At 62.7% G+C, this 24,717-nt stretch carries 25 protein-coding genes and 2 pseudogenes; 17 read left to right on the top strand and 10 right to left on the bottom strand.

Annotated features, from left to right (window positions below; all coding sequences use genetic code 11):
* The first annotated feature begins 102 nt into the window (after window positions 1-102).
* Window positions 103-735 (top strand): TetR/AcrR family transcriptional regulator, encoded by a 633-nt coding sequence (locus tag NMG70_RS21500; RefSeq protein ID WP_254026387.1) that lies wholly within the window; start codon window positions 103-105, stop codon window positions 733-735.
* A gap of 419 nt (window positions 736-1,154) precedes the next feature.
* Here NMG70_RS21500 and NMG70_RS21495 read toward each other — a convergent pair whose 3' ends face one another.
* From NMG70_RS21495 to NMG70_RS21470, 6 genes are all read right to left on the bottom strand, one after another.
* Window positions 1,155-2,147, bottom strand: a complete 993-nt coding sequence (locus tag NMG70_RS21495) for a lipid A biosynthesis lauroyl acyltransferase (RefSeq protein WP_254026386.1) — start codon at window positions 2,145-2,147, stop codon at window positions 1,155-1,157.
* 2 nt (window positions 2,148-2,149) lie between these two features.
* A complete protein-coding gene (locus NMG70_RS21490; RefSeq protein WP_254026385.1) occupies window positions 2,150-3,175 on the bottom strand; it encodes a zinc-binding dehydrogenase in 1,026 nt (341 codons plus the stop codon).
* Window positions 3,176-3,313: 138 nt separating this feature from the next.
* Complete coding sequence (locus NMG70_RS21485) at window positions 3,314-4,585, bottom strand: beta-ketoacyl-ACP synthase (RefSeq protein WP_254026384.1); 1,272 nt, start codon at window positions 4,583-4,585, stop codon at window positions 3,314-3,316.
* 50 nt (window positions 4,586-4,635) lie between these two features.
* Entirely contained in the window at window positions 4,636-5,823 is a 1,188-nt protein-coding gene (locus NMG70_RS21480) for a beta-ketoacyl-ACP synthase (protein ID WP_254026383.1), read from the bottom strand.
* 51 nt (window positions 5,824-5,874) lie between these two features.
* Window positions 5,875-6,156, bottom strand: a complete 282-nt coding sequence (locus tag NMG70_RS21475) for an acyl carrier protein (protein ID WP_254019253.1) — start codon at window positions 6,154-6,156, stop codon at window positions 5,875-5,877.
* A gap of 163 nt (window positions 6,157-6,319) precedes the next feature.
* Entirely contained in the window at window positions 6,320-6,868 is a 549-nt protein-coding gene (locus tag NMG70_RS21470) for a histidine phosphatase family protein (protein ID WP_254026382.1), read from the bottom strand.
* Between the two features lie 166 nt (window positions 6,869-7,034).
* On the opposite strand from NMG70_RS21470, the gene NMG70_RS21465 reads away from it, so the two are divergent.
* The 4 genes from NMG70_RS21465 to NMG70_RS21450 all read left to right on the top strand — a co-directional run bounded on the left by NMG70_RS21465 (window position 7,035) and on the right by NMG70_RS21450 (window position 12,512).
* The gene (locus NMG70_RS21465) at window positions 7,035-7,982 is read left to right on the top strand and encodes an AEC family transporter (protein WP_254026381.1); all 948 of its coding nucleotides are present in this window, start codon (window positions 7,035-7,037) and stop codon (window positions 7,980-7,982) included.
* Window positions 7,983-8,161: 179 nt separating this feature from the next.
* Complete coding sequence (locus NMG70_RS21460) at window positions 8,162-9,619, top strand: NAD-dependent succinate-semialdehyde dehydrogenase (RefSeq protein ID WP_254026380.1); 1,458 nt, start codon at window positions 8,162-8,164, stop codon at window positions 9,617-9,619.
* An 80-nt stretch (window positions 9,620-9,699) separates the two neighbouring features.
* Window positions 9,700-10,731 carry an aldose epimerase family protein gene (locus NMG70_RS21455; RefSeq protein WP_254026379.1) on the top strand — a complete coding sequence of 344 codons (1,032 nt, stop codon included), beginning with the start codon at window positions 9,700-9,702 and terminating at the stop codon, window positions 10,729-10,731.
* Window positions 10,732-11,255: 524 nt separating this feature from the next.
* Entirely contained in the window at window positions 11,256-12,512 is a 1,257-nt protein-coding gene (locus tag NMG70_RS21450; RefSeq protein ID WP_254026378.1) for an adenylate/guanylate cyclase domain-containing protein, read from the top strand.
* 45 nt (window positions 12,513-12,557) lie between these two features.
* Here the strand turns inward: NMG70_RS21450 and NMG70_RS21445 are convergent, their stop codons facing one another.
* Window positions 12,558-12,758: a hypothetical protein gene (locus NMG70_RS21445; protein WP_254026377.1), complete on the bottom strand. Its 201-nt coding sequence runs from the start codon at window positions 12,756-12,758 to the stop codon at window positions 12,558-12,560.
* Window positions 12,759-12,781: 23 nt separating this feature from the next.
* Window positions 12,782-13,003: pseudogene (locus NMG70_RS21440) on the bottom strand (adenylate/guanylate cyclase domain-containing protein); the annotation flags it as partial.
* A gap of 14 nt (window positions 13,004-13,017) precedes the next feature.
* On the opposite strand from NMG70_RS21440, the gene NMG70_RS21435 reads away from it, so the two are divergent.
* Window positions 13,018-13,371 (top strand): GNAT family N-acetyltransferase, encoded by a 354-nt coding sequence (locus tag NMG70_RS21435; protein WP_254026376.1) that lies wholly within the window; start codon window positions 13,018-13,020, stop codon window positions 13,369-13,371.
* A gap of 326 nt (window positions 13,372-13,697) precedes the next feature.
* Window positions 13,698-14,052, top strand: a pseudogene (locus tag NMG70_RS21430) (tyrosine-type recombinase/integrase); the annotation flags it as partial.
* Window positions 14,053-14,413: 361 nt separating this feature from the next.
* Here NMG70_RS21430 and NMG70_RS21425 read toward each other — a convergent pair.
* Both NMG70_RS21425 and NMG70_RS33310 read right to left on the bottom strand, forming a co-directional pair.
* On the bottom strand, window positions 14,414-14,692 hold the full coding sequence (locus tag NMG70_RS21425; protein ID WP_436798434.1) for a hypothetical protein: 279 nt from the start codon (window positions 14,690-14,692) through the stop codon (window positions 14,414-14,416).
* On the bottom strand, window positions 14,604-14,873 hold the full coding sequence (locus tag NMG70_RS33310; protein ID WP_436798433.1) for a hypothetical protein: 270 nt from the start codon (window positions 14,871-14,873) through the stop codon (window positions 14,604-14,606). Before NMG70_RS33310 ends, NMG70_RS21425 begins: the two co-directional genes overlap by 89 nt.
* Here NMG70_RS33310 and NMG70_RS33305 point away from each other — a divergent pair.
* The 10 genes from NMG70_RS33305 to NMG70_RS21375 all read left to right on the top strand — a co-directional run bounded on the left by NMG70_RS33305 (window position 14,769) and on the right by NMG70_RS21375 (window position 24,703).
* The gene (locus tag NMG70_RS33305) at window positions 14,769-14,993 is read left to right on the top strand and encodes a hypothetical protein (RefSeq protein ID WP_254026558.1); all 225 of its coding nucleotides are present in this window, start codon (window positions 14,769-14,771) and stop codon (window positions 14,991-14,993) included. The two genes, NMG70_RS33310 and NMG70_RS33305, sit on opposite strands and share 105 nt — an antisense overlap.
* A gap of 64 nt (window positions 14,994-15,057) precedes the next feature.
* The gene (gene nanR, locus NMG70_RS21415) at window positions 15,058-15,768 is read left to right on the top strand and encodes a transcriptional regulator NanR (RefSeq protein ID WP_254026375.1); all 711 of its coding nucleotides are present in this window, start codon (window positions 15,058-15,060) and stop codon (window positions 15,766-15,768) included.
* On the top strand, window positions 15,765-16,070 hold the full coding sequence (locus tag NMG70_RS21410; RefSeq protein WP_254026374.1) for a putative quinol monooxygenase: 306 nt from the start codon (window positions 15,765-15,767) through the stop codon (window positions 16,068-16,070). Before nanR ends, NMG70_RS21410 begins: the two co-directional genes overlap by 4 nt.
* A gap of 36 nt (window positions 16,071-16,106) precedes the next feature.
* Window positions 16,107-16,883 (top strand): HpcH/HpaI aldolase family protein, encoded by a 777-nt coding sequence (locus NMG70_RS21405; protein WP_254026373.1) that lies wholly within the window; start codon window positions 16,107-16,109, stop codon window positions 16,881-16,883.
* A 13-nt stretch (window positions 16,884-16,896) separates the two neighbouring features.
* Window positions 16,897-17,949: an NAD(P)-dependent oxidoreductase gene (locus NMG70_RS21400; protein WP_254026372.1), complete on the top strand. Its 1,053-nt coding sequence runs from the start codon at window positions 16,897-16,899 to the stop codon at window positions 17,947-17,949.
* A 114-nt stretch (window positions 17,950-18,063) separates the two neighbouring features.
* Window positions 18,064-19,719: an extracellular solute-binding protein gene (locus NMG70_RS21395; protein ID WP_254026371.1), complete on the top strand. Its 1,656-nt coding sequence runs from the start codon at window positions 18,064-18,066 to the stop codon at window positions 19,717-19,719.
* Between the two features lie 112 nt (window positions 19,720-19,831).
* Window positions 19,832-20,773: a carbohydrate ABC transporter permease gene (locus NMG70_RS21390; protein ID WP_254026370.1), complete on the top strand. Its 942-nt coding sequence runs from the start codon at window positions 19,832-19,834 to the stop codon at window positions 20,771-20,773.
* Complete coding sequence (locus NMG70_RS21385) at window positions 20,773-21,621, top strand: carbohydrate ABC transporter permease (RefSeq protein ID WP_254026369.1); 849 nt, start codon at window positions 20,773-20,775, stop codon at window positions 21,619-21,621. Before NMG70_RS21390 ends, NMG70_RS21385 begins: the two co-directional genes overlap by 1 nt.
* Window positions 21,622-21,632: 11 nt before the next feature.
* On the top strand, window positions 21,633-22,727 hold the full coding sequence (locus NMG70_RS21380; protein ID WP_254026368.1) for an ABC transporter ATP-binding protein: 1,095 nt from the start codon (window positions 21,633-21,635) through the stop codon (window positions 22,725-22,727).
* Complete coding sequence (locus NMG70_RS21375) at window positions 22,724-24,703, top strand: D-apionate lactonase family protein (RefSeq protein WP_495663988.1); 1,980 nt, start codon at window positions 22,724-22,726, stop codon at window positions 24,701-24,703. The genes NMG70_RS21380 and NMG70_RS21375 overlap by 4 nt, the downstream gene beginning before the upstream one ends.
* The last annotated feature ends 14 nt before the right edge of the window (window positions 24,704-24,717 follow it).

Below are 24,717 nucleotides of genomic sequence, written 5' to 3'. Positions count from 1 at the left end.
ATTGACGTGTAGGCAACGGCGCCATGCTGTGCTAATTCTCCCAATCGGAACCTCATTCCGTTTTATACGGAACATTGTTCCGTTTATCAAGTGGAAAAAAGCATGGACGACAAATCGGAGGAGCGGGGTGGTGGCCTGGAGCCCCTAAACTCGACGGATCGGCGCGTGCGCGCGGACGCGCAACGCAACTCCAAGGCGCTGCTCGAAGCAGCAATGGCAGTGTTTGCAGCTTCGGGAGTCGATGCTCCGGTGCGAGAGATCGCCGATAAAGCCGGCGTTGGCGTGGGTACGCTCTATCGGCATTTCCCGCAGCGCTCGGACCTGATCGTGGCGGTCTTCCGTAACGAAGTGGATGCCTGCGCAAATGCTGCATCTGCCATTGCGGCCGAATATCAACCCGGGCCAGCGCTCGCCCGATGGATGCAGCGTTACGTGGACTTTATCGCTGCCAAGCGTGGACTCGCCGCGGCCTTCTCCTCAGGCGATCCGGCATATGAGTCCTTGCCGCTGTATTTTCTTGAGAAACTTCGGCCCGCGCTGCAGACCTTGCTGGATGCCGCGACCGAAGCGGGCGATGTTCGCTCGGACGTTGATGCTAAAGAATTATTGTTCGCGATTGCCAGGCTCTGCTCACCAGACCACTATGGTGGCGGCCCCGACCAAGCACGACGCATGGTTGGCTTACTGGTGGATGGGCTTCGCTATTGCGCCCCTTCGGTTGGCTCTGACGTGTAGCCTTATCGAAATGAGAGGGCCTTGGGAGGCGGCGCGCTCCGGACGATCGGCGGCCAGGCTGCCATCGCCTCGAGTCATCGAGTGGTGCGCTCGCTGGCGCCATATGCAAGCTACAAGGCCGTTGACAACCGCGACCTATAGCGTGCTCCGGCGATGTCTGCTTTCGGGCAAAACTCAGTTCTACGGTTCCGACGCTGTGCATTGTTGCCACTCGTCACCCGCACAGCGAAGATAACCGATGGGTCACGGAGGGGCGACGGTCGAGCGATCCGGCCGAAACAAAAAACCCGCCTCAGTGGGCGGGCGCAGATCAATATTGTGCTTAAATTCCTAGCATAGCTGCCGTCATTTGTCAAGTCGAAACTACCTACAGTTGCAGGGCAATCGCTTCACGCTGGCGCTGCCTCTCGTCCCGCCGCTCAGGCTTCGCCGCGGTTCCTCGCCCGCTTGCGCTTCCTGCGCGGGCCGCTGATTTCCCATCTTTTGTGGAACCACATCCACTGGCCGGGATCCTCGCGCACCCAGCGCTCGACCACGTCGTTGAGCAACTGGGTGGTGCCGTGGACGTCGACACTGCCGCCGGCGGTGCGCGGCAAGTTCAGTCTGTCCTCGATCTCGAGCCGGAAGCGGTTGCCTGGCAGGCGCACGCAGCGCGCCGGATAGACATCGCAGTCATAGTGCCGTGCCAGGGTGCCCAGGACCCGGTTGCTCTCGCATGGGCGGCCGAAGAATGTCGTTTCGAGCCCGCTCGAGAATTTCTGGTCGACGAGCACGCCGATATTGCCGCCTTTCTCCAGGATGGCCGCCAGCGCGAATGAGGCGCCGGTCGCGGAAGGCAGGAGCGACCCCATGGTCGAGCGGCGAGTCGAGAGGATGTAGTCGGCAAGGTAGGGGTTGTTGGGCGGGCGAAATAACGCCGTGATGTTCATGCCGAAAGTGGCTGCCGCCACCGGAAGCAGCTCGAAATTGCCGAGATGCCCGGTGAAGATGATATGCGGTTTTTGCTCGCCGGCGATCTCGACGAAATGATCGACGCCGCGGACCTCGACGCGGCCTGGTTTTGTCGCGGCGGGATCGTAGTCGAACAGGGCATCGAGAAAAATGTATTCCGCGGCAAGGCGAGCCATGTTGCCCCACATGTCGGAAGCGATGGCCTGGATCTCCTTGTCGCTCTTTTCCGGATAAGCCTTGCGCAGATTGGCGATGGCGACGTTGTGGCGCCCCACCCACGGACCAATGCGGCGGGCGGCGCGGTCGGCGAAATTGAGCGCGCTGTCGACCGGCAGCAGACGCAGCAGCCAAATCATCGTCATCGCGAGGCGCGCCAGCAGCCAGTAGTTGAACTGGCGCAGCCGCCTGCCATAGCGGAACGCCAGGTCCCGGCGGAGTTTTTTGAAGGCGGTGCCAACCATTCCTAGACGCGCAGGATGATCTTGCCGAACACGTCGCGGCCTTCCATGCGCTTCAGCGCGGCGTCGATGCCGTCGAAGCCGACTTCGGTGTCGATAACCGGAGAAACTAGCCCCGCCGCCATTTTCTGCATGGCGTCGGCCATGTTTTGCATGCGACAGCCGAACGAGCCGAGCAACTTCAGCTGCTGCTGGAACAATTGCATCAGATTGATCTGCGTCGACACGCCCGAGGTCGAGCCGCAGGTCACCAGGCGGCCGCCGCGTTTCAGGCACAGCATCGAGGCGGCAAAGGTGTCGGCGCCGACATGCTCGAAGACGACGTCGACGCCCTTCTTCTTCGTCAGCTTGCGCACGACGCCTTCGAAACGGTCGTCGCGATAGTTGATGACGTGATCGGCGCCAAGCGCCTTCGCCTTGTCGATCTTGTCGTTCGAGCCAACCGTGGTGATCACGGTGCAGCCCATTTTCTTCGCCAGTTGGATCGCGGCGGAGCCGATGCCCGAGCCGCCGGCATGGATCAGGATGGTCTCGCCGGGCTGCAGCCTGGCATTGTCGAACAGCATGTGCTCGACCGTACCGAAGGTTACGGGCGCGACGGCGGCGCCGATGTCGGTCACGCCGGGCGGGGCAGGGACCAGCAGGCGCGCCGGCAGGTTAATCTTCTCTTGCGCAAAGCCGTCGAGATGGAAGCCGTGAACGCCCGAGACGTGTTCGCACAAATTGTCGCGGCCTTCGCGACAGGCGCGGCAGAGCCCGCAGGTGCGCGCGCCGTAGATCGATACGAGCTGCCCGGGCACAAGGCTGGAGACGCCGGGGCCGACCGCCTCGACCTCGCCCGAAGCTTCGGCGCCGACGACCAGCGGCAGCTTGCGCTTGGCGAAGGCCATGCCGCGCCAGCCCCAGACGTCGATATGATTGAGCGCCACCGCCTTGATGCGCAGCGTCACTTCGCCCAACGCGGGCTGCGGCGGAGGCGGCAGGTCCACCGTTTCAAGGCGGCGGTCCTCGATAAGTTGCAATGCGCGCATTAGGCCTGTCGGTTCTGTTGCGAAGAACGGTCGCTTAAAGCGCACCGCGTTGAAAAGGATTCAGCCGACGCGCTTTAAGCTTTTGTTTTTATGCATGTCGTTGTCCCAAAACCGCTTCGCACTTTTGGGCGACATGCATTAGACTGGTTCCCGCGCCATGACAAGGCAGGTGTTCTGGCCGCCGAAGCCGAAGGAGTTCGACAGCACCGTGCCGACCTCGGCGCTGCGCTTCTGGTTCGGCACCACGTCGAGCACGATTGCCGGATCGGGATTGTCGTAATTGATGGTCGGGGGGATGACGCCTTCGCGCATGGTCATCAACGAAAATGCGGCCTCGACGGCGCCGGCGGCCGACAGCGTGTGGCCGATCATCGACTTGTTCGACGAGATCGGCATCGAGCCGATCCGCTCGCCGAACACGGTCGACAGCGACAGATGCTCCATCTTGTCGTTTTCCGGCGTCGAGGTGCCATGGGCGTTGACATAATCGATCTTGTCTTCGCCCAAGCCGGCATCGGCGAGTGCGGCGCGAACCGCGGCGATCGCCGGCGAGCCGTCCGGCTTCGAGCGGGTGCGGTGGAAATCGTCGGCCTTCTCGCCGCAGCCGCGCAGGATGCCGAGAATGGTCGCGCCACGGGCGAGTGCGGCCTCCAGCGATTCCAATACCAGCGCGCCAGAACCCTCAGCGAGGACAAAACCGTCGCGATCCCTGGAAAACGGCTTTGACGCTTTTTCGGGGATGTCGTTGTGCGTGGAGAGCGCCGAAAGCAGCGAGAAACGGATCAGCGCCTCGGCCGTCGCCGAGCCGTCGGCGCCGATCGACAGCGCCCGGTCGCATTCGCCGCGGCGGATCGCCTCGACACCGAGCTGGATCGAGGTGGCGCCCGAGGCGCAGGCCGTCGACAGCGTGATCGGCAGGCCGCGCGTGCCAAAACGGTCGGCGAGCCGGTCGGCGATCGAACCGAACTGGGTGGTCTCGAAAACGTCGAGCCCCTTCAAGCAGCGCGCCACGCGAAGCAGCCGTTCGGCGCCGATGTCATGCTTGTCGGAATTGTACAGCGAAAAGCGCTCGCTCCAGTCGAGCTCGACCGGCGGCGAGGCGAGGAAAAGCGGCCCGCCGAAATCGCCCCAATCGAGGCCGGCTTCGGCCACGGCTTCCTGCGCGGCGATCTCGGCGAGGTCGTAGGTAAGAAGGGAAGCGCCCTTGGAGCTCGACGGCAGGAAATCGACCATGCCGGAGATGCGGGTGTTCAGATGGTCGACCGGAAAGCGGGTGATCGGATGGATGCCGGACGTGCCCGCGGTGAGCGCTGCCCAATTGTCGGCCTTGCCGACGCCCAGCGACGTCACCACGCCGATGCCGGTGACGGCGACGATCGGCCTGCCCATGTGGTCGTTCAGATTGGCCATGTTGTTGTCCCGAAACCCTCGACCGTTTCTTTGAGGTGGAGTCCGACGTTTTAGGCGGCGTTGACCAACGCCATGCCCTCGAATTGGTGATAGCCGATCGCCGTTGCAAGCACGGTCCTGGGAACGCCGTTAAACGGCTTCTCGGTGGCGGCGTCAAAAGCCGGGTAGGCGGCCTTGCGTTCGACAGCCAGTGCCGCCAGCGCCACGGCGAAAGGAAACTGCGCTTCCTTCATGTGGCCGGTCAGCGTCGAAAAACCGCGTGCGGTAATCGCCGGATTGGCGTCGAGCGCCGATTTCTCGGCAGCAGTCGCGGCATGGGCACCCGAAGCGCCTGAAATCGTCAGCAACTCGCCGTTCGGCAATGCCGCCTGGCTGAGCAGCGCGGCGATCTCGGCATCGAGCTCGCCCTGCCGGCGTTTTGCGCGTCCGGATACCACCGGGCCGAGTTCGGCATAGATCTTCCGCCCGCGGCTGATCGCGTGTTCGCGCTGTTCCAGGACCAGAAACGCGCCGCCGGATCCAGTCACCACGCCGCCCCCTTCAGCGCCCTGTCTCTGCCAGACCGGTTTCCAGGGGCCGCGATGCAGGTAGCCGGCCAGCTCATAGCCAAGCAGCATGTCGGAATGCTCGGTCTGGAAGGCGCCGCCGACCAGTATATGCGTCGACTGGCCGGAGCGGATGCGCGCGGCGGCTGTCTCGACGGCGGCGACGCCGGCACCTTCCTCGCCCATGAAGGTGCGCGACGAGCCGGTCACCTTGTGGACGATCGAGATGTTGCCGGCGAGCAGGTTGGAAAGCTGCGCCAGAAACAGCGTCGGCCGCAATTCGGTGGTCAGTTTCTCGTTGAGCAGCACGTCGCGGTCGTTACGGCTTTCGGAAGCGGCGAGAATGTCGGCGTCGACCGCCTCGTCGCGCTCGCCACCGCCGGCAGCCACCACCATGTCCATGGTCGTGCAGAGATCGTCATTGCCCTTGATGCCGGCATCGTCCAGCGCCATGCCGGCGGCGTAGGTGCCGAGCCGCTGCCAGGTTTCCATCTGCCGCTGGTCGCCGCGCTTGGCGATCTGCAGGTTCCAGTCGATCTCCGGCAGCGGGTGGACGGTGTAGGGCGAGAAGCGCGCGGCTTCGAGCACCGGCTCCAGGCCGGGCTGGACGAGCTTGCGCCAATGCGCATCCGGGCCTTCTCCCAGCGAAGAGACAAGGCCGATGCCTGAGATGACGACGTCGTGGGGGCTCATGGGCGAGGGTTCATGGGGCGGCTGTTGTGGTCAGGCTTGAAAACGAACCATTCAGGCGTTCTTGGCCACGACCAGCGCGTCGATCTTGGCGCACAGGTTCTTCATGACGAAGTAATCGTCGGTCGAGGCCTTGCCGTCATTGACCTCTTGCGTCCACTTCTCCAGCGGCACCTTGATGCCGAATTCCTTGTCGATCGCAAAGACGATGTCGAGGAAGTCGAGGCTGTCGATGCCGAGATCGTCGATGGTGTGGCTTTCAGGGGTGATCGTGTCGATATCGATCTCACTGGTGTCGGCGATGATCTTGGCGACTTTGTCGAACGTGGTGGACAAGGGCTTTTCCTTCGGTGGCGGGCGGAATCTGTCCGCATGTGTTTGCGCGCTGTCTAATCGGTTTTTCCGGGCAGGAAAAGGCCTGAACGCCGGGCGCAGATGGGATACCCATTTCGTAAACGCAAGAAGAGCCGTTGGCTGGCCTCTTATCAGGCAATGAATCTCAGAAGGTGACACGGCCGAGCACGCGCAGGCGATCGCCTTGCGGCTCGACGATCACGGCTTCGCCTTCGCGCGGCGAGATGCCGGTGAGGGCCATTATGTTCTCCAGATGGGTGACCATGACGACATTGTCGGAGCCGGAATAGGCGCGGATCTCGTTCATGACCGCCTCGAGTTGGGCGGCTTTCGCGCTCGCGCCGGTCTTCAGCAGGTCAAGCGGGGCGAAGGGCTCGGGCTCTTCCCTGAAAGCGGTGCGAGCCGTGTCGAGGGCGCGGCAATAGCGGCTGGACAGCACGCGCTCGACCGGTGCCGCGCGGGCGGCGAACAGCGCGCCGATCTTGCGCGCCTGCTGCTTGCCGCGCACCGACAAATTGACCTGCGTCGCGCACTTCTCGATGTCGAAATTCGCCGGGTCGGTGGTGCCGGTGACCATGGCATGGCGAAGCATCACCACGTGTCCGCCGTCGCGCAACAGCGCCCAGCCGGCCTCAGTCGCATGCGCCGCGGCGGGGATGACGAGCAGAAACAGAGCCAGGGCAGATCGAATCATCAAACGTCCTTTTCCGGTGACCGGCAGGTGGCTTCCGGTGATCGGCATATAGGGACGGCAAACTCAGTTGAAAGACAAGGACCTAGCCCTGGTTGTCTGCGAACACAGGCCCGCTTCCGAAGGTGGGCGATTGCGCTGCAACCCCGGCTCGCCTATCAGGAGAAAAATGTCTCCACTCATCGAAACCGTCCTTTTCGTCTTCGGCCTTGTCGCGCTCGGCTATCTGGCCGGGCTCACCGGCTATCTGAAAGCCGAGGCGGGCGAGGCCATCGCCGAATTCGCCGTCGGAGTGGCGATGCCGCTGCTTCTGTTCCGCACCATGGTCAACGCCGATTTCCACGGCACCGCACCCTGGTTGTTCTGGGCCGCGTATTTCGCGGCCGCCGCAGTGACCTGGGCCGCCGGCCACCTTGTCATCACCCGGGTGTTCGGGCGCGACGCGCGTGCCGGGGTCGTCGGCGGCGTGTCGTCGGCTTTTTCCAATCTCGTCCTGCTCGGCATCCCGTTCGTCCTCGGCACGTTCGGGCCAAGCGGGTTCGAGGTTCTGTCGCTGCTGATTTCCGTGCATCTGCCGACGATGATCATGGCATCGATCATCCTGTTTGAAATCTTTGGCCGCGGTGACGAGCATGTGCATCCGCTGCGCATCCTCCGCCGCTTCCTTTACAAGATGCTTTCCAATCCGCTGATCGTGGGCATCCTGGCTGGATGGGTGTGGCGTATCACCGGCCTGCCATTGCCGGCGCTGGCCGTCCGGCTGGTCGATGCGTTGGCCGACATCGCAGGACCGGTCGCGCTGTTTGCCATGGGGCTGGGCCTGTGCCGTTTCGGCATCTCCGGCAATGTGCGGCCGGCGCTGGCGCTGGCGGCGCTGAAGCTGATGCTGATGCCGGCCGTCGCGCTCGGCCTGGTCTGGCTGTTCGGGCTGCCGCCGCTGTCGGCGAAGGTGGCGGTTGTGGCTGCCGCGCTGCCATCCGGGGTGAATTCCTACCTGATCGCGACGCAGTTCAACACCGGCCAGGCATTGGCATCGAACCAGATGACCATCGCCACCGCCTGTGCAGTCGTCACGACGGCGTTCTGGCTGACGGTGGTGGTTCAGGTGTTTGGATAGCAACTTGGGTGCAAATCGGCCTCGCTGTGGCTGGCCCAAACCCTATATGCATCTTGCGATTGATTGCGGGGCTTGCCCTAGGTAAAGAGCAGTGGCTCCAGGCGTGCCGGCATCGATGCGCACGCCCGTCAAGGAAATCCAGATACCGGCCCGTCAGCGCGCCGAACGGAGGCTAGACCATGCTTCAGAAAACCAGCCATTTCATGCGCCAGGCCAATCTCATCAATGGCGAGTGGGTGCAGGCCGACAGCGGCCAGACGGTCGACGTCAACAATCCGGCCACCGGCCTCAAGATCGGCACCGTGCCGAAATCGGGCAAGGTCGAGACGCGCCGCGCCATCGAAGCTGCCGACGCCGCCTTCCAGACGTGGCGCAAGACCACCGCGCTCGAGCGCTCGAAGCTGTTGCGCAAGCTGCATGATGCGATGATGGACAATCAGGATGTGCTGGCCGAGCTGCTGACCATCGAGCAGGGCAAGTCGCTGTTCGAATCGAAGGGCGAGATCGGTTCGGCGGCGTCCTACATATTGTGGTTCGCCGAGGAAGGCCGCCGCACCTATGGCGATGTCGTGCCATCGCCCTGGGCGGACCGCCGCATCCTGGTGACCAAGGAGCCGGTCGGCGTCATCGCCGCCATCACGCCGTGGAATTTCCCGTCCTCGATGCTGGCCCGCAAGCTCGGCCCGGCACTTGCCGCCGGCTGCACCGCGGTCGTCAAACCTGCATCGCAGACGCCTTATTCCGGCCTCGCCTGGGGCGCGCTCGCCGAGGAAGTCGGCTTCCCCAAAGGCGTCATCAACATCCTGACGGGCGCTGCCGGTGAGATCGGCGACGAGATCTGCGCCAACCCGCTGGTCAAGAAGATCACCTTCACCGGCTCGACCGAGGTCGGCAAGATCCTGATCCAGAAGTCGTCCGTCACCGTCAAGAAGGTATCGATGGAACTCGGCGGCAACGCTCCGTTCCTGGTCTTCGACGACGCCGATATCGAGCGCGCCGTCGCCGGCGCGATCACCGCCAAATACCGCAATTCCGGCCAGACCTGCGTCTGCACCAATCGCTTCCTGGTTCAGGCCGGCGTCTACGACAAGTTCGTCGAAAAGCTCGCCGCCGCCAGCAACGGGCTGAAGGTCGGTTCCGGCCTCGATGACGGCGTGCAGCAGGGGCCGCTGATCGACGAGAAGGCGGTGGAAAAGGTCGAGGAACTGATCGCCGACGCCACCGCCAAGGGCGGCAAGGTCGTCGCCGGCGGCAAACGCCATGCGCTCGGCGGTTCGTTCTTCCAGCCGACGGTGATCGCCGACGCAACGCCGAAGATGCGCTTCATGAAGGAAGAGATCTTTGGTCCGGTAGCACCCGTGTTCAAGTTCGAAACCGAAGAGGAGGCGATCGCACTCGCCAACGATACCGAGTTCGGCCTCGCCTGCTATTTCTACACCGGCGATCTCGGTCGCGCCTTCCGGGTCATGGAAGGGCTGAAATACGGCATGGTCGGCGTCAACGAAGGCCTCATCACCACGCCTGAGGCGCCGTTCGGCGGCGTCAAGGAATCGGGCCTTGGCAAGGAAGGCGGACATCAGGGCATCGAGGACTATCTCGACACCAAATATGTCTGCATCGGCGGCCTCGGCCTCTGATCGTTGGGGCTGTCGACTATCAACAGACCAAGCCGGCCCAGAGGCCAGCCGGGATCGATCAACCAACTGGCGTTTCGGACATGGCGATGAAGGACGGCGAGGTTTTTGGCACGACGCAAGCGGGTGACGCCATCCGTCGCTTCAGCATCCGCGGCGGCGGTCTCACCGCCAACATCATCGGGCTGGGCGCCATCATCCAGGATCTGCGCCTGGCCGGCCACGATGCGCCGCTGGTGCTCGGCTATGACAGATTTGAGCCCTATGAAACGGATACGGCCTTCTTCGGTGCCGTCGTCGGGCGCTATGCCAACCGTATCCGCGATGGCCGCTTCACCATCGCCGGCCAGCGCTACCAGACCGAGCGCAACTTCCTCGACAAGCACGCGCTGCATGGCGGCTCGCAAGGTTTTTCGCACCGGCCATGGGAGGTTTCGCTGCATGGCAGGGATTTTGTCACGCTGACGCTGCATGATCCCGACGGCACGATGGGCTTTCCCGGCGCGCTCGACCTGACCTGCACCTACAGGTTGAAGATCCCAGGCACGCTCAGCGTCGAGCTGACCGCCACCTGCGAGGAGCCGACGCTGTGCAATCTCACCCAGCATTCCTATTTCAACCTGGACGATGGCGGGGCCGGCGATGTCCTCGATCACCGGCTGATGCTGAACGCCGGCGCCTATCTTCCGGTCGATGGCGACCTGATCCCGACCGGCGTCGTGAAGCCGGTCGACGGCACGCCGTTCGATTTCCGTCAGGCGCGGCTGCTGCGCATGGAGAGCGAGGGCAAGCAACTCCCCTACGACCAGAATTTCTGCCTTGCCTCGACGCGCGGGCCGCTCAAGCTGGCGTCATGGGCGCAAGGCGCGGCTTCCGGCGTCGAGATGGAGCTATGGACCACGGAACCAGGCGTCCAGCTTTATACCGGCCAGTATCTGGCGCCAGCTTCGCCGGGACTTGGGAGACGCCATTACAAGGCATTTTCGGGCTTCTGCCTGGAGCCGCAGGTCTGGCCGGACGCGCCGAACCGGCCGTATTTCCCGCAGGCCACGCTATGGCCGGGCCAGATCTACCATCATGTGACGGAATACCGGTTCCGACTGCCTGGCGCCTGACGCGGGAAACCGGCACCGGCTTTTGCTGTGCTGACCTTCGGTCCGGAAAGGATCATGCGCAAAGTTCAAAGAGCCTCCTTTGCGCTTCCATTGGACGCGGGACGCTCTCGGATCGGAACCCACGGTCAGCGATCGAGTTCGGACGCTCCTCGGACATTTGAAGCCGATAGCCGGGATGACGCAAGTTGACCCGTCTGTGACGTTCTAATTGGGGCCGATGAACGACCAGATTGGGTGGGAAATCACCCAATTTAGATGCTGGCAAACCAGTTTCGAAGTCCAATCCGATAGACTTTTGAAATGGGCGTCAATACAATCCGATGCCCTGCTTTCTATGAAAGCAAATGCAAAATGGCCGAAGAACGCGCCCAACGCCGTCTTGCAGCCATAATGGCTGCCGATGTGGTTGGCTACAGTCGGCTAGTGGAACTGGACGAGCAGGGCACCCTGGCCACTTTAAGGAGCGGCGCAGGGGAATCCTGGAGCCACTCGTTCGCGAGCATCACGGCCGTATCGTGAAGGTGATGGGTGACGGCGTTCTGGTCGAGTTCGCCAGTGCGGTGAACGCCGTGACTTGCGCAGTCGAATTCCAGAATGGGATGATCGCCGCGAATCAAGGACGCGCTGACGACCGTCACGTTGTTCTACGCATCGGGATTAATCTGGGTGATGTCGTTGTCGAAGGCGGCGACCTTTTCGGTGATGGCGTGATTGTCGCCGTGCGGCTTCAGGCGATAGCCGGGCCGGGAGACATCTGCATCTCTGGCAGCGTCTACGACCAGGTTAAGCGCAAGCTTGATTTCAGTTTCGACGAACTTGGCCCGCAAGCGATCAAGAACATCGCCGAGCCGGTGGCCGTTTATCGCATCGTGTCATCGACCATCTCGGAGTATCAGGGGCCGGCGGAGAAGGCCCCACTGCCGTTGCCCGCCAAGCCTTCCATCGCCGTCCTTCCGTTCACAAACATGAGCAACGACCCGGAACAAGAGGCGTTTGTCGATGGCCTGACCGAAGACCTGATCACGGACCTATCGAGAACCAGCGGATTGTTTGTCATCGCCAGCAACTCTGTCTTTGCTTACAAAGGTAGGCATGTGGACGTGCGCCGCATCGCTCGGGAGCTTGGTGTGCGCTATCTCCTGGAGGGTAGCGCCCGGCGGGCTGCGGGACGCGTTCGCATCAACGCCCAATTGATCGACTCAATCGGAGGGGACCACCTGTGGGCCGAACGGTTCGACCGCAGCTTGGAGGATATTTTCGCCGTCCAGGACGAGGTGACGGGCAAGATCGTCGAGGCCTTAGCCGGCCGTTTGACGACCCAACCAGCGCGCAACAGACCTGCTAACCTGGAGGCTTATGACCTCTGTGTACGTGCGCGGGCATTGGGCTTGCAAACGGCACTTGCCGCGAAAGAGGCCATTTTCCTGCTGGAAGCGGCGATCGCGCTTGATCCGGAATATGCTGAGGCGCATCGCTGGTTGGCGCTGAACCTTTGGTTGGGCTGGGAGTTCTGGGACGAGCCGATGGATCCCAATAGGGCAAGAGCGTTGGCGGAAGCACAACAGGCCGTGACGCTCGATCCTAACGATGCCGGAAACCACTGGGTATTGGGAATCATCCTCGGACATGAACGTCGCTGGCCGGAATCGGATGCTGAGTTCGATGTACGCAAGGCGCTCCGGCTCAATCCGCACCCACCCGGTTGGTATTACTGGATGTTGGGCCAGGCCCAATATGCACTTCGCGACTACGAGTCCGCGGTCCAGACACTGATACCGTGAAACTGGATCCCAACGCATGGGCCATGCGCTCGGATCTGATTACGGCTAAAGGGCCAACCGGCCGATGCCGTCGAACACGTCATCGACAAGCTGCGTGTCCAGCCCCATGATTGAACGGCTGGATCGGATCTGGGCGTCGTCAAGAAAGGGCTTCTGGAGTTCGGCGATCGCCGCATCCATAAGCACGGTGATGGCCGCGAGATCCTCGCGTCGCGCGATCCGGTGCCGCAAGTCTCCGTTGGCCATGTCAAGGCGGCCCCGCCAACCGCTCATTCTGGCAGCCCGGCCATGCGATAGCCTTCCACAAAATGCCGCCGCACGTTTTCATCACGGAAAGGTTGCGAGGCGGACCAATGCCGGATTGTGAAATTCGGATTGCTCATCATGAACATTTGTGCCTCCCGGCGCGCCTCCTCAAGACGCCCGAGTTGTGCCAGGCTCGCCGCAAGGATGCGGCGCGATGTTGTGCGATAGGTTTCGGGCCTGCGAAGGCACCTATTTAGTCGTGGAGTACGACGGCGCCCTGGCAGGTTGCGGGGGCTGGAGCCGGCGCGCGACCATGTATGGTGGGGATCAGTCGCCCGGGCGTAACGCGGCGTTGCTTGACCCCGCCAAGGACGCGGCGCGTGTCAGAGCCATCTATACCCATCCGGCCTTTGTCCGACGCGGTGTCGGTCGTCTGATCCTTTCGCTTTGTGAAAATGCAGCCAAGACCGAAGGCTTTGCTCGTGTCGAACTGGCAGCAACCATGGCAGGTGAGCCGCTGTATCGAGCCTGCGGCTATCACCCCGCCGAGAAATTCTTCGACGACCGTGGCGGCGCTCCGGTGCCGATCCTGATGATGAGCAAGACGCTCTGAGCTGGGGCTCAAAGGGCAATCCGCCCGCTGCTGGTAGTTGCTCTCGTCCAGGTCAGGAGGATGTTGGAGATTCAACCAAGCCATCTCGAACTATAACAGTGCTCCAAAGTTCGCCTGAACTTTCGCTTCCGGTCGAGTCGGGCCTTCGTGTCGGTGTTCGCGAGTGTCCGGAGATGGCGCGACCGCGTCCATTGATCAAGCTGCTGCCTGCGTCTGACAATCCTACAACCCCTTCGAGCGAACGTGCGCGAGGCTCTATGTTCGTTCTAGGATTGTCTGTTCGGGTCGAGCGCTGTGGCTGCGGAGGGCCGCATGGGAGAAGAACCATGTCCAGCTGGAATAGAGGCCACCTTGTTGGTCAGAAGCCACCCCTCAAGCCGCGCGAAGTCTGGGAGCATCCGAACACGACTGCAGGTGTCAGGCGCAGAACGGGATCTGGCACTATTCAATCTCGCCATCGACAGCAAGCTTCGAGGTTGCGACCTGGTCACCGTGACGGTCGGCGATGTCGCGCTCCGGCACTCATTCGATGAGACGCACGAAGGCTGCCCAGATTTACAAGAAGATCGGCAACATCCGCGCTGTGCAACTGCTGCTTGGGCACACCAAGCTTGAAAGCACCGTCCGCTATCTCGGCACCGAAGTGAACGATGCATTGGCATTTCCGAACAAGTCGAATTGAAGAGGAATGCAGAGCGCCGTTATCTCGAAGCGGCGCTCCATGACCCGTACGCGACATTGGCTGTCGCATGCGTAGTGGTCCGGAATGGGGTCGTGAGCTGACGTTTGTCATGCGTTGGCGTGGCCGCACCGGCTGCTTCTGGTTGGGCGGCTGGAACTGCGTGCGCTTGCGCGTCATGAGATTCCTCGGGAAAAGGCTGCTCATTGGCGCCGCCTGCCATCGTGCTGCAGGCCCTTCGGCCACAGGATTCATTTTCGGGTGAAGTGTCGCAGGGTTAACGCCAATGGCTGCAGAGCAAGTTCCGTCTGACCAATCGGCGAGACAAGGGCGCGGCCAGGGAGACCGCGCCCCGCCCGCGCGTCAGACGAAGAAGAAATCGGAGGCATTGATCCGCGCGGAGTCGAAATTGGCGATCTCTACGGTTCCCTCCGCGAAGCTCAGCACGGTCGAATGTCCGTCCTGCGTGACGGCGACGTCCTCGAAGCTCTCGACGCCCGTATAGGTCGCGATCTCGATGCGATCGGCGCCGTTCTCGAAGCCCCGGATCAGGTCACTGCCGAAAGGTATCAGGTCGAAGACAAAGACGTCCTCGGCGCCGGCCTCGCCAAAGAAGGTATCGTCGTCCGCGCCGCCGGACATCCGCGCGCCGTCGCCGCCGGCCCTCGCCTTCACCGCCCTTGAGCTCGTCGTCGCCATCGCCGCCGAACAGCCGGTCGTGCCCCTCCTCGCCGGAGATCTCGTCATCGCCGGCGCCGCGATAGGCGCGATCGTTGCCGCCGCCGGCCTCGATCTGGTCATCACCGCCGCGACCCCAGATCACGTCATTGCCGTCAAGCGCGATGAGCTGATCGTCCTCATCGGTTCCGACGAGCCGATCCGAGTTGCTTGTAGAAAAAGAGCCAAAGCCTCGCTCCTTGTTTGCGGGCGTCTGTCGAATTGAGTTGTGTTTGACACGGGGGGCACTTTGGCAATAGCGTGCTTAACTGGTATCAAAGGTATGCCAAGTGATTGGTGTTCAGATCAAGCAGCGGAAGCTTTCTGACGAGGTCGCAGAACACCTCGAGCGGATGATCCGCAAGGGAGAACTGGCCGAAGCCGAGCGGCTGCCGTCGGAACGGGAACTCATGCGGCAATTCGGGGTCGGGCGCCCCTCAATCCGTGAGGCGCTGCTGCATCTGAGCAAGATGGGCCTTGTCGAGGTGAGGTCCGGCGAGCGTGCCCGCGTCACCCGCCCCACACCCCAATTCGTACTCGACGCCCTCTCAGGCCCGGCGCGACACATGATTTCGGCCCCGGGCGGGGTTCATGACTTCCAGAGCGCACGTTTGTTTTTCGAGGTCGGGCTTGCCCGCAACGCCGCTGTGAATGCCACGCCAGAGGACATTGAGAGCCTCAAGGCCGCGCTAGAGATGAACCGGCAGTCGATCGGCGACCTCACGCGCTTCGAACGCACTGACGTGGACTTCCACTACGTGCTGGCTATGATCACCCGCAATCGAATCTTCACAGCTATCCATGCGGCGTTGGCCGAATGGCTGCTCGAACAGCGGCGGACGACTTTGGCCGAAGGTGAAGACCGCAAGGCCTACGAGGCTCATCACGAAATTTTCGAGGCGATCGCCGCGCGCGATCCGGACCGGTCCGAAGCGGCGATGCGCAGACATCTGGAATACGTGTCTAAGCGCTATCTGGAAATTGCGAGGCCCAAGCAATGACCGGCTTCGTCGTCTGGGTCGATTTCCGCCTCAAGCCGGGCGCCCGAGACAGCTTCCGAAAGCTCGTCGATGCCAATGCAACCGCGTCGGCTCGCAACGAGGCCGGCTGCCGCCGCTTTGACGTGACGGAGGCGCGCGACGAACCGGACCGGGTCGTGCTCTACGAGATTTACGAGAGCGAGGCCGCCTTCGACGAACACTGCCGGACGGCGCATTTCGATGAATTCAACACGCAAAGCGCGCCGCTCGTTGACATCAAATTGGTGACGATCTGCGACCTCGTTCTCGAGGCAACGCCTTGAACATTGCGCCCTTCGGGGCGAAGGGGAGGGAAGCGTATGTCAGAGTCTAGTCTCAAGGGGTTGGCTGCGCACCGACGGGTCAAGCTCGGCACGCTCGTCGCCGAATTCGCGACGCCGGGAATCGGGCACATTCTGAAATCCGCCGGCTGCGACTTCGTCTTCTTCGATATGGAGCATTCGGGCTTCAGCCTGGAAACGGTGAAGAGCGCGATCCGCTATTTCGAGGCGGCCGACCTGCCGGTTATGGTGCGTGTGCCGTCGCAGGACTATCATTTCCTCGCCCGCGCCATGGACATGGGGGCTGAAGGTCTGATCGCGCCGATGGTGAGTACGGTCGAACAGGCGCAGCACATCATCAATTCGATGAAGTACCATCCTGCTGGCGCTCGCGGCGTAGCGCTTCAGATCGCGCATGACCGCTACCGTCCGGGCTCGGTCACAGATAAATTCGAAACGGCCAACCGGCGCTCGGTGTTCATCTGCCTGATCGAGACCGCCGACGGCGTCAAGAACATCGACGGCATCGCGGGACTGGACGGGGTCGACTGTCTGTGGGTCGGACATTTCGATCTGTCGGTCTCACTCGGCGTTCCCGGCGACTTCGCCCATCCCACCTTCACCGCGGCGATGGACAAGATCGTTGCCGCCGCCAAGAAGCACAACAAATCGCTTGGACGCCTGGTACCCAGCGTCCAGCAGGGTCACGAGTTCTACGCGCAAGGCTTCGATTTCATCTGTTATTCGGGTGACGTCTGGGTCCTGCACGATGCGCTGGCCGACGCGGTCTCAAAGATCCGGGCCGGGTGCGAGTGAGGCGGAGGAGACGATGGCCAACGCAATGTTCAGGGTGGCGCTCTCCGGTGATTTCCGCAAGCCGGACGGCGCGCCGACCTATCCCGACTTCGACCTGGAGCCGCTGCGCAATGCGCCCGGCATCGAGATGGCGTTCCTAGAATCGAACAATCCGCTGCGCGGCGATCAGCTTGAGGACTTCGATGCACTGATCCTGCTCACCCATCGCTTCGATGCGGTCAGTGTCCCTAAGAGCGGCCGCCTGGCCGTCGTTGCCCGTTTCGGAGTCGGCTACGATACCGTCGACGTCGAGGCCTGCACCGCCGCCGGCATCGCCCTGGTCATCACGCCCGATGGGGTGCGGCGGCCGGTCGCCGTATCCGTCATCACCTTCATGTTGGCACTGACCGGCAAGCTGCTCACCAAGGACGCGCTGACCCGCAAGGGGCGTGCCGGGTTCAATCAGCGTTCGGAACATATGGGCGTTGGTCTCGTCGGGCGTACGTTGGGGTCGCTCGGCATCGGCAATATAGGCGCCGAGGTCTTTCGCTTGGCCAGGCCCTTCGACATGAAATTCATCGCCCATGACCCATTCGCCGACAGCAAGGTCGCTGCCGAACTGGGCATCGAACTGGTCGGGCTGGAGGATCTGTTCCGCCGCGCCGATGTGCTGTCGGTGAGCTGTCCGCTAACGCCTCAGACCCACCACATCGTCAATGCCGAGCGGCTCGCCCTGATGAAGCCGACGGCTTACCTGATCAACACCGCGCGCGGTCCGATCGTCGACCAGGAGGCGCTGACGAAAGTGCTGCAGGAGCGCCGCATCGCCGGCGCGGGGCTCGACGTGCTGGAGCAGGAGCCGCCGGATGCCGACGATCCGATCCTCAAGCTCGACAACGTTATCCTGACGCCGCACGCGCTCTGCTGGACCGACCAGTGTTTTGCCGGAAACGGTGCTGCGGACGTCAAGGCGGTCATCGAGGTGCAGCACGGCCGCGAGCCGCGCGGCGTGGTCAATCGCGAGGTGCTTTCAAGCGAGGCATGGAAGAATCGGCTGGCCGGTTTCGCCGCCCGCTTCGGGACATAGGAGTACGAGCATTCGGCGCGCCGCCGCGCCTTCGCGGCGGCTTCACGAGAGGAATGCTCGACCGCCGCGCCCGCGGACGAGTGAAGGCAAACGAGAATGGGAGGACCAAGCACTATGAACCATCATGAAAAACGTGACTTTCAGGCAGGCCTCGAAGCAGAGGTCGACGCCTTCATGCGCGGCGAAACCACCCGCCGAACTTTCATAACCCGCTTCGGCCAGATGACCGGCATGCTGGCGGCGTCCGGACCGATCCTCGCCATGATGACGGATTGGGCGCTGGCGCAGCAGAAGCTCGAACTGGCAGACGCCGCTTCACCGCTCGGCCAGGCGCAGGCAGCGGCCATGAAGGCGTCGATGGAAGGCCCGGCGGATGGTTCCGCCTTCCGCGCCGTCGAGGCGGCCAAGGCGCATTCGGGCGTCACGCTGAACATGACCTACGAGGCAGGCCTGCAGGCTCTCGACCCGCGCAATTTCAGTGGACCGATGTGGGAGCAGCTTACGGGCATGAAGTCGAACGTGGTCGAACTGTCGAACCCGGACCAGTACTCCAAGGCCGTTGCCGAGCACATTGCCGGCTCAGGCGCCTATGACGTCCTCGACATCTCGCCAGCCTGGACGCCGTCGCTAGCCGATGGCGGCGTCATCGCACCCCTCGACGATTACATCGCCAAATATATGAACCCGGCCGACCTTGAGGACTATCATCCGCTCTACAAGGCGCTGCCGACCTACAAGGGCAAGATCTGGGGCTTCTTCGACGACGGCGACATGTTCGCTCTCTACTACCGCAAGGACATCTTCGAGGATCCCAAGATGGTGGAGGCCTACCAGGCCAAGTTCAACGCCAAGCTGGCGCCGCCGAAGACCTGGGAGGAATATGCCCAGATCGCCCAGTTCATCACCGACCAGATGGCACCGAACGTTTATGGCGCAGGCCATTTCCGCAAGGCGGGCAGTCCCGGCAACCAGTTCGACTTTCTGCAACAGTACCGCGCCAACGGTGGAAAACTGTTCGGCGACGACATGAAGGCCGGCTTGGTTTCGGATGCCGGCGTGAAGACGCTGCAGAACATGATTGCAGCCAATGCGGCGTCGATTCCCGGCAACAATGAACTCGACGCCGTCTCGCTGTGGGCGGCGTTCCTGACCGGCAAGGTAGCAATGATCTACTCCTGGCCGCCATCTGGCCGCATGGCCGCGAACTATTCGCAATCGGCCACCGCAATCAACTTCATCCCGCAATCACAGATCGCCGGCAAGGTCGGCTACGCGGTCGTGCCCGGCAATCCTGAACATGCAACCGGCTACAACAAGGCGCTGTCGGCGGATTCGGCGAACCCCGAAGCGGCCTACCTGTTCATGCAATGGGCCTGCTCGCCGCCGGTCTCGCTTGCGCGCTGCATGCTGCCCTACGCCCTGCGCGATCCCTACCGCATCTCCCACTTCAAATCCGAGCTTTACGGCGCGCTGTTCCCGAGCGCCAAGGAGTATCTGAGCAATCTTAACAACTCGGCCAATGTCGGCCTTCTCGACCCGATCATGCCCGGCGCGCAGGACTATTTCCTGAGCATCGACCGCATGTGCACGGCTGTGTGGGCCGGTGCGGATCCGAAGGCGTCGCTGGAAACAGCGGCGGCCGAGTGGAATGAGACGACCGACCGGCTCGGCGTGGATTCGCAGAAGGCATTCTACACCGAGTTCCTGAAACTGCCGGGCGCTACCGCCGACAACACGGTGGAGAAGCTCGGCATGTCGGTCACCCTCTGAGCTCGGCCTGCATCAGGGACGCCGGCCGGCATTCTTGACCAAAATCGGTGTTGCGGGCGCTTGGTCCGCAACACCTCGTCGCAACCGCCAGGCAGGTTTTGGGATGTAATCGATGCAGCATACCGCAACCATCAGTCGCTTGAAGGCAGCTGGCGCCCCGCCACGACTGTCGGGCTTCGCACAATGGGCGGACCGCCACTTCAAATGGCTGCTGGTGGCGCCAGCAGTACTGCTGATCCTGGCGCTGTCGGTCTATCCGCTGCTGTTCTCGCTGGTCGTGTCCTTCATCAACTATGATTTCCAGGTGCCGGGCCACGCCTTTGTCGGATTGAAGAATTTCGAGCGCGTCGTGTTCGATCCCGTCGCGCGCTGGTCGCTTTTGCTGACAGCGTGGCTGTCGGGGATTAGCGTCGCTATCGAATTCGTTCTCGGCCTTCTGGTGGCGCTGACCATGGTTCGCAGCTTTCCGGGCCGCGGCGTGATCATGTCGATCCTGATCGTGCCGCTGTTCATCAGCCCGGTCATCGTCGGCCAGGCCTGGACGCTGCTGCTGCAGCGGCCTTTCGGGCCGACCAACTACATTTTGACGCAACTTCTGGGGCAGGAGGTGACGATCGGCTGGATGACCGAATCGCCATGGCTCTATGTTTCGCTGATTATCGCCGATGTTTGGCAGTGGACACCGTTCATGTTCGTCATCCTGCTCGCCGGGCTTACCGCCATTCCCCCGAACCTTTACGAGGCGGCGGAACTCGACGGGGTCAATGCCTGGCAAGCGTTCTGGGCGATAACCCTGCCGCATCTCGCGCCAATGATGCTGCTGGCGCTGACCTTTCGGCTGCTCGATGCAATCCGCATGTTCGATACTATTTTCATCATGACCGGCGGCGGGCCAGGCACGCGGACCTACACCGCGTCGTACTATCTCTACACCGTCGGCTTCACCCAGTTCCATCTGTCGCAGGCGACCGCCGGAAGCTGGTTGTTCCTCATCTTCACCGCGCTCGTAGTGATGCTGCTGGTGCGGCGGCTTTTGAAGACGGAGCCGGTCTGATGGCGGCCGTCGCGCCTGTCCGTCGCCCGAAACGCCGGTCGATACCGGTCGGCCGCATCCTGCTGCTCGGCTTCTTCCTGGCCTTCGTGTTGTGGCCGCTCTACTGGATGTTCAACACCTCGATCAAGCCGAGCGACGACTATCTCACCGTGCCGCCCGTCTGGTTCCCAACCGCACCCACCCTTGTCCACTATGAAGCTGCGCTGTTCGCCTATCGCGGCCTCGACGGACTGATCAACAGCCTGATCATCTCGCTGTCGGCAACGGTGCTCTCGGCCCTGTTCGGCACGCTGATGGCCTACAGCCTGGCGCGCTACAACACCGGCGGCCAGCATCTGTCGTTCTGGGTGCTGTCGCAGCGCTTCCTGCCGCCCATCGGCATCGTGCTGCCGGTGTTCCTGATCTACCGCGGCGTTGGCCTCTACGACACGCATATCGGCCTGATCATCGCCTATACGGTGTTCACGCTGCCGGTGTCGGTATGGATGATGTTCGCCTATTTCCGCGGCATGCCGAAATCGATGGAGGAGGCGGCCCTTGTCGACGGCTGCACGCGCTGGGAGGCGTTCTGGCGCGTCGCCGTGCCGCTCGCCGCGCCCGGCATCGTCGCGGCGGCCGTCTTCGCCTTCATCGCCTGCTGGACGGAGTTCTTCTTCGCGCTGATTCTGACCAGCCGCACTGCTTTCACGCTGCCAACGGTGTTTCGCGCCTTCATCGGTTTCCAGGGTGCGCAATATGGCGAGGCGGCAGCCCTGGCCATCGTCTCCCTCGTGCCGTCGATCGCGCTGGGAGTACTTGCCCAACGACATCTCGTGCGCGGGCTCACGCTCGGCGCTGTTCGCGGATAGAAAGGGTCGGCATGGCCGAAGTCAGGATCACCGGCTTGCACAAGCGCTACGGCGCCTTCCATGCCGTGCGCGGCATAGACCTGGACATTCGCGACGGCGAGTTCACCGTGCTGGTCGGCCCGTCCGGCTGTGGCAAGAGTACGCTGCTGAGGACCATCGCAGGGCTGGAGGAGAGTTCGGAAGGCACGATCGAGATCGGCGGCGAAGTGGTCAACGATTTCCGACCGCGCGACCGTGACGTGGCGATGGTGTTCCAGGACTATGCGCTTTATCCCCACATGAACGTGGCGAAAAACATTGGCTTCGGCCTGAAGGCGCGAAAAATGCCGAAATCGGAGGTGGAGGCGCGCGTCGCCGAGGCCGCGCGCATGCTTGGCATCACCCCGCTGCTCGGGCGCTTTCCGCGCCAATTGTCCGGCGGGCAGCGCCAGCGCGTCGCCATCGGCCGCGCCATCGTCCGCAGCCCGCGCATTTTCCTGTTCGACGAGCCGCTGTCCAACCTCGACGCGCAGCTTCGCGACGAGATGCGCGGCGAGATCAAGCGCCTTCACCAGGACATTGCCACAACGATGATCTACGTCACCCATGACCAGATCGAAGCGATGACTCTGGCTGACCGCATCGTGCTGATGCGCGACGGGTTGATCGAGCAACAGGGCGCGCCGCTCGACCTGTTCGAGCGCCCCGCCTCGACCTTCGTCGCTGGCTTTCTCGGTTCGCCGCGCATGAGCTTCCTGCCGGGCACGCTGAAGTTGGACGGCAGCGCTGCCGCCATCCGGCTCTCCGAGGCGCTGCTTCCGGTCGCCCCCGGCCGGAGCCTGAATGGCGCCGTTGACGGACAGGCGGTGCTGCTTGGACTGCGGCCAGAACATCTGACGCGCGCGCATGCTGCGACACCTGCGCAGGGCACGTTTCGCTACGACGCAACGATCGACCTGCTGCAGCCGACCGGCTCGCGCAGCTATGCGACCTTCCGCCTGGCCGGCGCGCCGGTGATGGCGGAACTGCAGGCGCACGACGTCAGTCGTCCCGGCGAGAGGCTGCCGATCGACATCAACATGAACCGGGCCTCGATTTTCGACGCCAAGACCGAGAGAGCGATTTGACCACGGCAGCATCTCGAGCAATCCGCTTATGTGGGACCGAACAGGTCGATCCGCAGTTGCGGACACTGCGCGCGGGACCCTTGTCGGTCGAGTTTGACAATGGGGCGATACGCTATGTGCGTATCGGCGGGGTCGAGGTTCTGCGCGGGATCTCATTTCTCGTACGGGACGAGAAATGGGGAACCGAGACGCCCGTTCTCGATGACCTCCAGATCGATGAAAAGCCGGATGCGTTCAGCGTCGCCTACCGTGGAACATGCGCCGGTGCGTGCGGTCGGCTGGTCTACCAGGCGCGAATCGCAGGCGGGAGCGACGGTGCCCTGTCGTTTGTGGTGGAGGCAGAGCCCGAAACTGACGTGTTGACCAACAGAACCGGCTTCGTCGTGCTGCATCCGATCGAGGGTTTGGCCGGCAAGCCGGTAAAGGTGCTGCACGAGGACGGTCGCGAAAAACTCTCGCTTTTTCCGGACTACATCGATCCTAAATGTCCGTTCACCGACATTCGCGCGCTCTCGCACGAGATCGTGCCTGGAACCTGGGCCACATGCACCATGGAAGGTGACGCCTTTGAGATGGAGGATCAGCGCAATTGGTCCGACGCCTCCTACAAAACCTATGTCCGTCCCCTGCGTCGCCCGTGGCCCTACAGATTGCCGAAAGGCGAGAAATTCACGCAGGCCGTCCGACTTCAGCTGTTGGGAACGCTCCCTGCCGGGTCTTCCAAAAACCCCTATCCATCCATCAACCTGACGATCGGCAGAGCCATCGGTCGAGTGCCCCGCATTGGCATCGGCGTCGCTGCCGACGAGGCGAAGCACGCGCTTGAAGTCCCCGAGCTCGTTCGACGATTGGCTCCGCAGTGGATGGTCTGCCAAGTCGATCTCCGGTTCGGGCACGGCCAGGATGAGCTTGAAAGTTACACCGCCCTGGCTCAGTTGACCGGCGCTGGCGTCGTACTTGAGATCATCACCAAGGGCACGCTCGATCCCTTCGGCGAATTGGTGCCTCTCGCGGATGCTGTCCAAAACCTTCGCCTCAATCCAGAAGCTGTCTCGGTCTTTCCCGCGCAGGACATGAAGTCGGTGCAGCCGGGAGCACCGTGGCCGGCGATGCCCAGCTTCGAGCAAAACTACGCCGCCGCCCGCCGGGCTTTCCCCGGGGTGCCGCTGGGCGGCGGCATGGCCGCATACTTCACCGAGCTAAACCGCAAGCGTCCGCCAACCGGAGCGCTCGACTACGCAACCTTCACCACCTGTCCAAACGTGCACGCAGCAGATGATGTCTCCGTGATGGAGACGCTTCAGGCTATCCCCCATCTGATCCGCTCAGGCTGTGCTTTCATGGGCGACCGCTTGCCCCTGCGTATAGGTCCCAGTCAGCTCGGCTGCCGCGAGAACCCCTACGGCAAGTCCACTGCGCCTAATGAAGCGAACGGTCGGGTCTGTCTGAGCCGCATCGATCCTCGGCAGCGCGGCCTGTTCAATGCGGCTTGGACAGTCGGCTATTTCGCGGCCTGCGCGCGCGAGGGAATCGAGGCCGTCGCATTCGGCGACTTCACCGGCCCGTTCGGATACGTCCACAGGAAGGCCGATTTCGTGCAGCCGTGGTTTGACGAACAGGATGGCCGAATGGTGTATCCCGCTTTCCATGTCATGGCAGGCCTCTCAAAACTCAGCGGCGCCACCCTGCTGTCCGTGGGAACTTCCGGAGCTGACAGCATCGCGGCGATCGCGGCCGAAAAAGACGGGCGCACGACGCTGTGGCTCTCGAATCTCACTGCCAAAGAGCAATCAGTGCAGCTTTCGGATACGCCGATCAGCGCCCGCATCGCTCTTCTTGCTGCCGATCAGTTCGAGCGGGCGGCAGCCGATCCGAACTTCATGGAAAGTCCCGGAAGACGGTTGGATGACCAATTCATCTCTCTTGACGCCTACGCCGTGGCGCGAGTCGATCTCCACCGCTCGTCTTCGACATAGCCCGGTGGGCGGTA

The organism is Mesorhizobium ventifaucium, from assembly GCF_935822925.1.
Lineage (GTDB): Bacteria > Pseudomonadota > Alphaproteobacteria > Rhizobiales > Rhizobiaceae > Mesorhizobium > Mesorhizobium ventifaucium.
This window is presented reverse-complemented; position numbering and strand designations above follow the sequence as displayed.

Excerpts from the sequence above, each read along its gene's own strand:
- NMG70_RS21500 (WP_254026387.1), top strand. The coding sequence starts at position 103 with ATGGACGACAAATCGGAGGAGCGGGGTGGTGGCCTGGAGCCCCTAAAC.
- NMG70_RS21495 (WP_254026386.1), bottom strand. The coding sequence starts at position 2,147 with ATGGTTGGCACCGCCTTCAAAAAACTCCGCCGGGACCTGGCGTTCCGC.
- NMG70_RS21490 (WP_254026385.1), bottom strand. The coding sequence starts at position 3,175 with ATGCGCGCATTGCAACTTATCGAGGACCGCCGCCTTGAAACGGTGGAC.
- NMG70_RS21485 (WP_254026384.1), bottom strand. The coding sequence starts at position 4,585 with ATGGCCAATCTGAACGACCACATGGGCAGGCCGATCGTCGCCGTCACC.
- NMG70_RS21480 (WP_254026383.1), bottom strand. The coding sequence starts at position 5,823 with ATGAGCCCCCACGACGTCGTCATCTCAGGCATCGGCCTTGTCTCTTCG.
- NMG70_RS21470 (WP_254026382.1), bottom strand. The coding sequence starts at position 6,868 with ATGATTCGATCTGCCCTGGCTCTGTTTCTGCTCGTCATCCCCGCCGCG.
- NMG70_RS21465 (WP_254026381.1), top strand. The coding sequence starts at position 7,035 with ATGTCTCCACTCATCGAAACCGTCCTTTTCGTCTTCGGCCTTGTCGCG.
- NMG70_RS21460 (WP_254026380.1), top strand. The coding sequence starts at position 8,162 with ATGCTTCAGAAAACCAGCCATTTCATGCGCCAGGCCAATCTCATCAAT.
- NMG70_RS21455 (WP_254026379.1), top strand. The coding sequence starts at position 9,700 with ATGGCGATGAAGGACGGCGAGGTTTTTGGCACGACGCAAGCGGGTGAC.
- NMG70_RS21450 (WP_254026378.1), top strand. The coding sequence starts at position 11,256 with ATGGGTGACGGCGTTCTGGTCGAGTTCGCCAGTGCGGTGAACGCCGTG.
- NMG70_RS21445 (WP_254026377.1), bottom strand. The coding sequence starts at position 12,758 with ATGGCCAACGGAGACTTGCGGCACCGGATCGCGCGACGCGAGGATCTC.
- NMG70_RS21425 (WP_436798434.1), bottom strand. The coding sequence starts at position 14,692 with ATGTCCGGCGGCGCGGACGACGATACCTTCTTTGGCGAGGCCGGCGCC.
- NMG70_RS21410 (WP_254026374.1), top strand. The coding sequence starts at position 15,765 with ATGACCGGCTTCGTCGTCTGGGTCGATTTCCGCCTCAAGCCGGGCGCC.
- NMG70_RS21405 (WP_254026373.1), top strand. The coding sequence starts at position 16,107 with ATGTCAGAGTCTAGTCTCAAGGGGTTGGCTGCGCACCGACGGGTCAAG.
- NMG70_RS21400 (WP_254026372.1), top strand. The coding sequence starts at position 16,897 with ATGGCCAACGCAATGTTCAGGGTGGCGCTCTCCGGTGATTTCCGCAAG.
- NMG70_RS21395 (WP_254026371.1), top strand. The coding sequence starts at position 18,064 with ATGAACCATCATGAAAAACGTGACTTTCAGGCAGGCCTCGAAGCAGAG.
- NMG70_RS21390 (WP_254026370.1), top strand. The coding sequence starts at position 19,832 with ATGCAGCATACCGCAACCATCAGTCGCTTGAAGGCAGCTGGCGCCCCG.
- NMG70_RS21385 (WP_254026369.1), top strand. The coding sequence starts at position 20,773 with ATGGCGGCCGTCGCGCCTGTCCGTCGCCCGAAACGCCGGTCGATACCG.
- NMG70_RS21380 (WP_254026368.1), top strand. The coding sequence starts at position 21,633 with ATGGCCGAAGTCAGGATCACCGGCTTGCACAAGCGCTACGGCGCCTTC.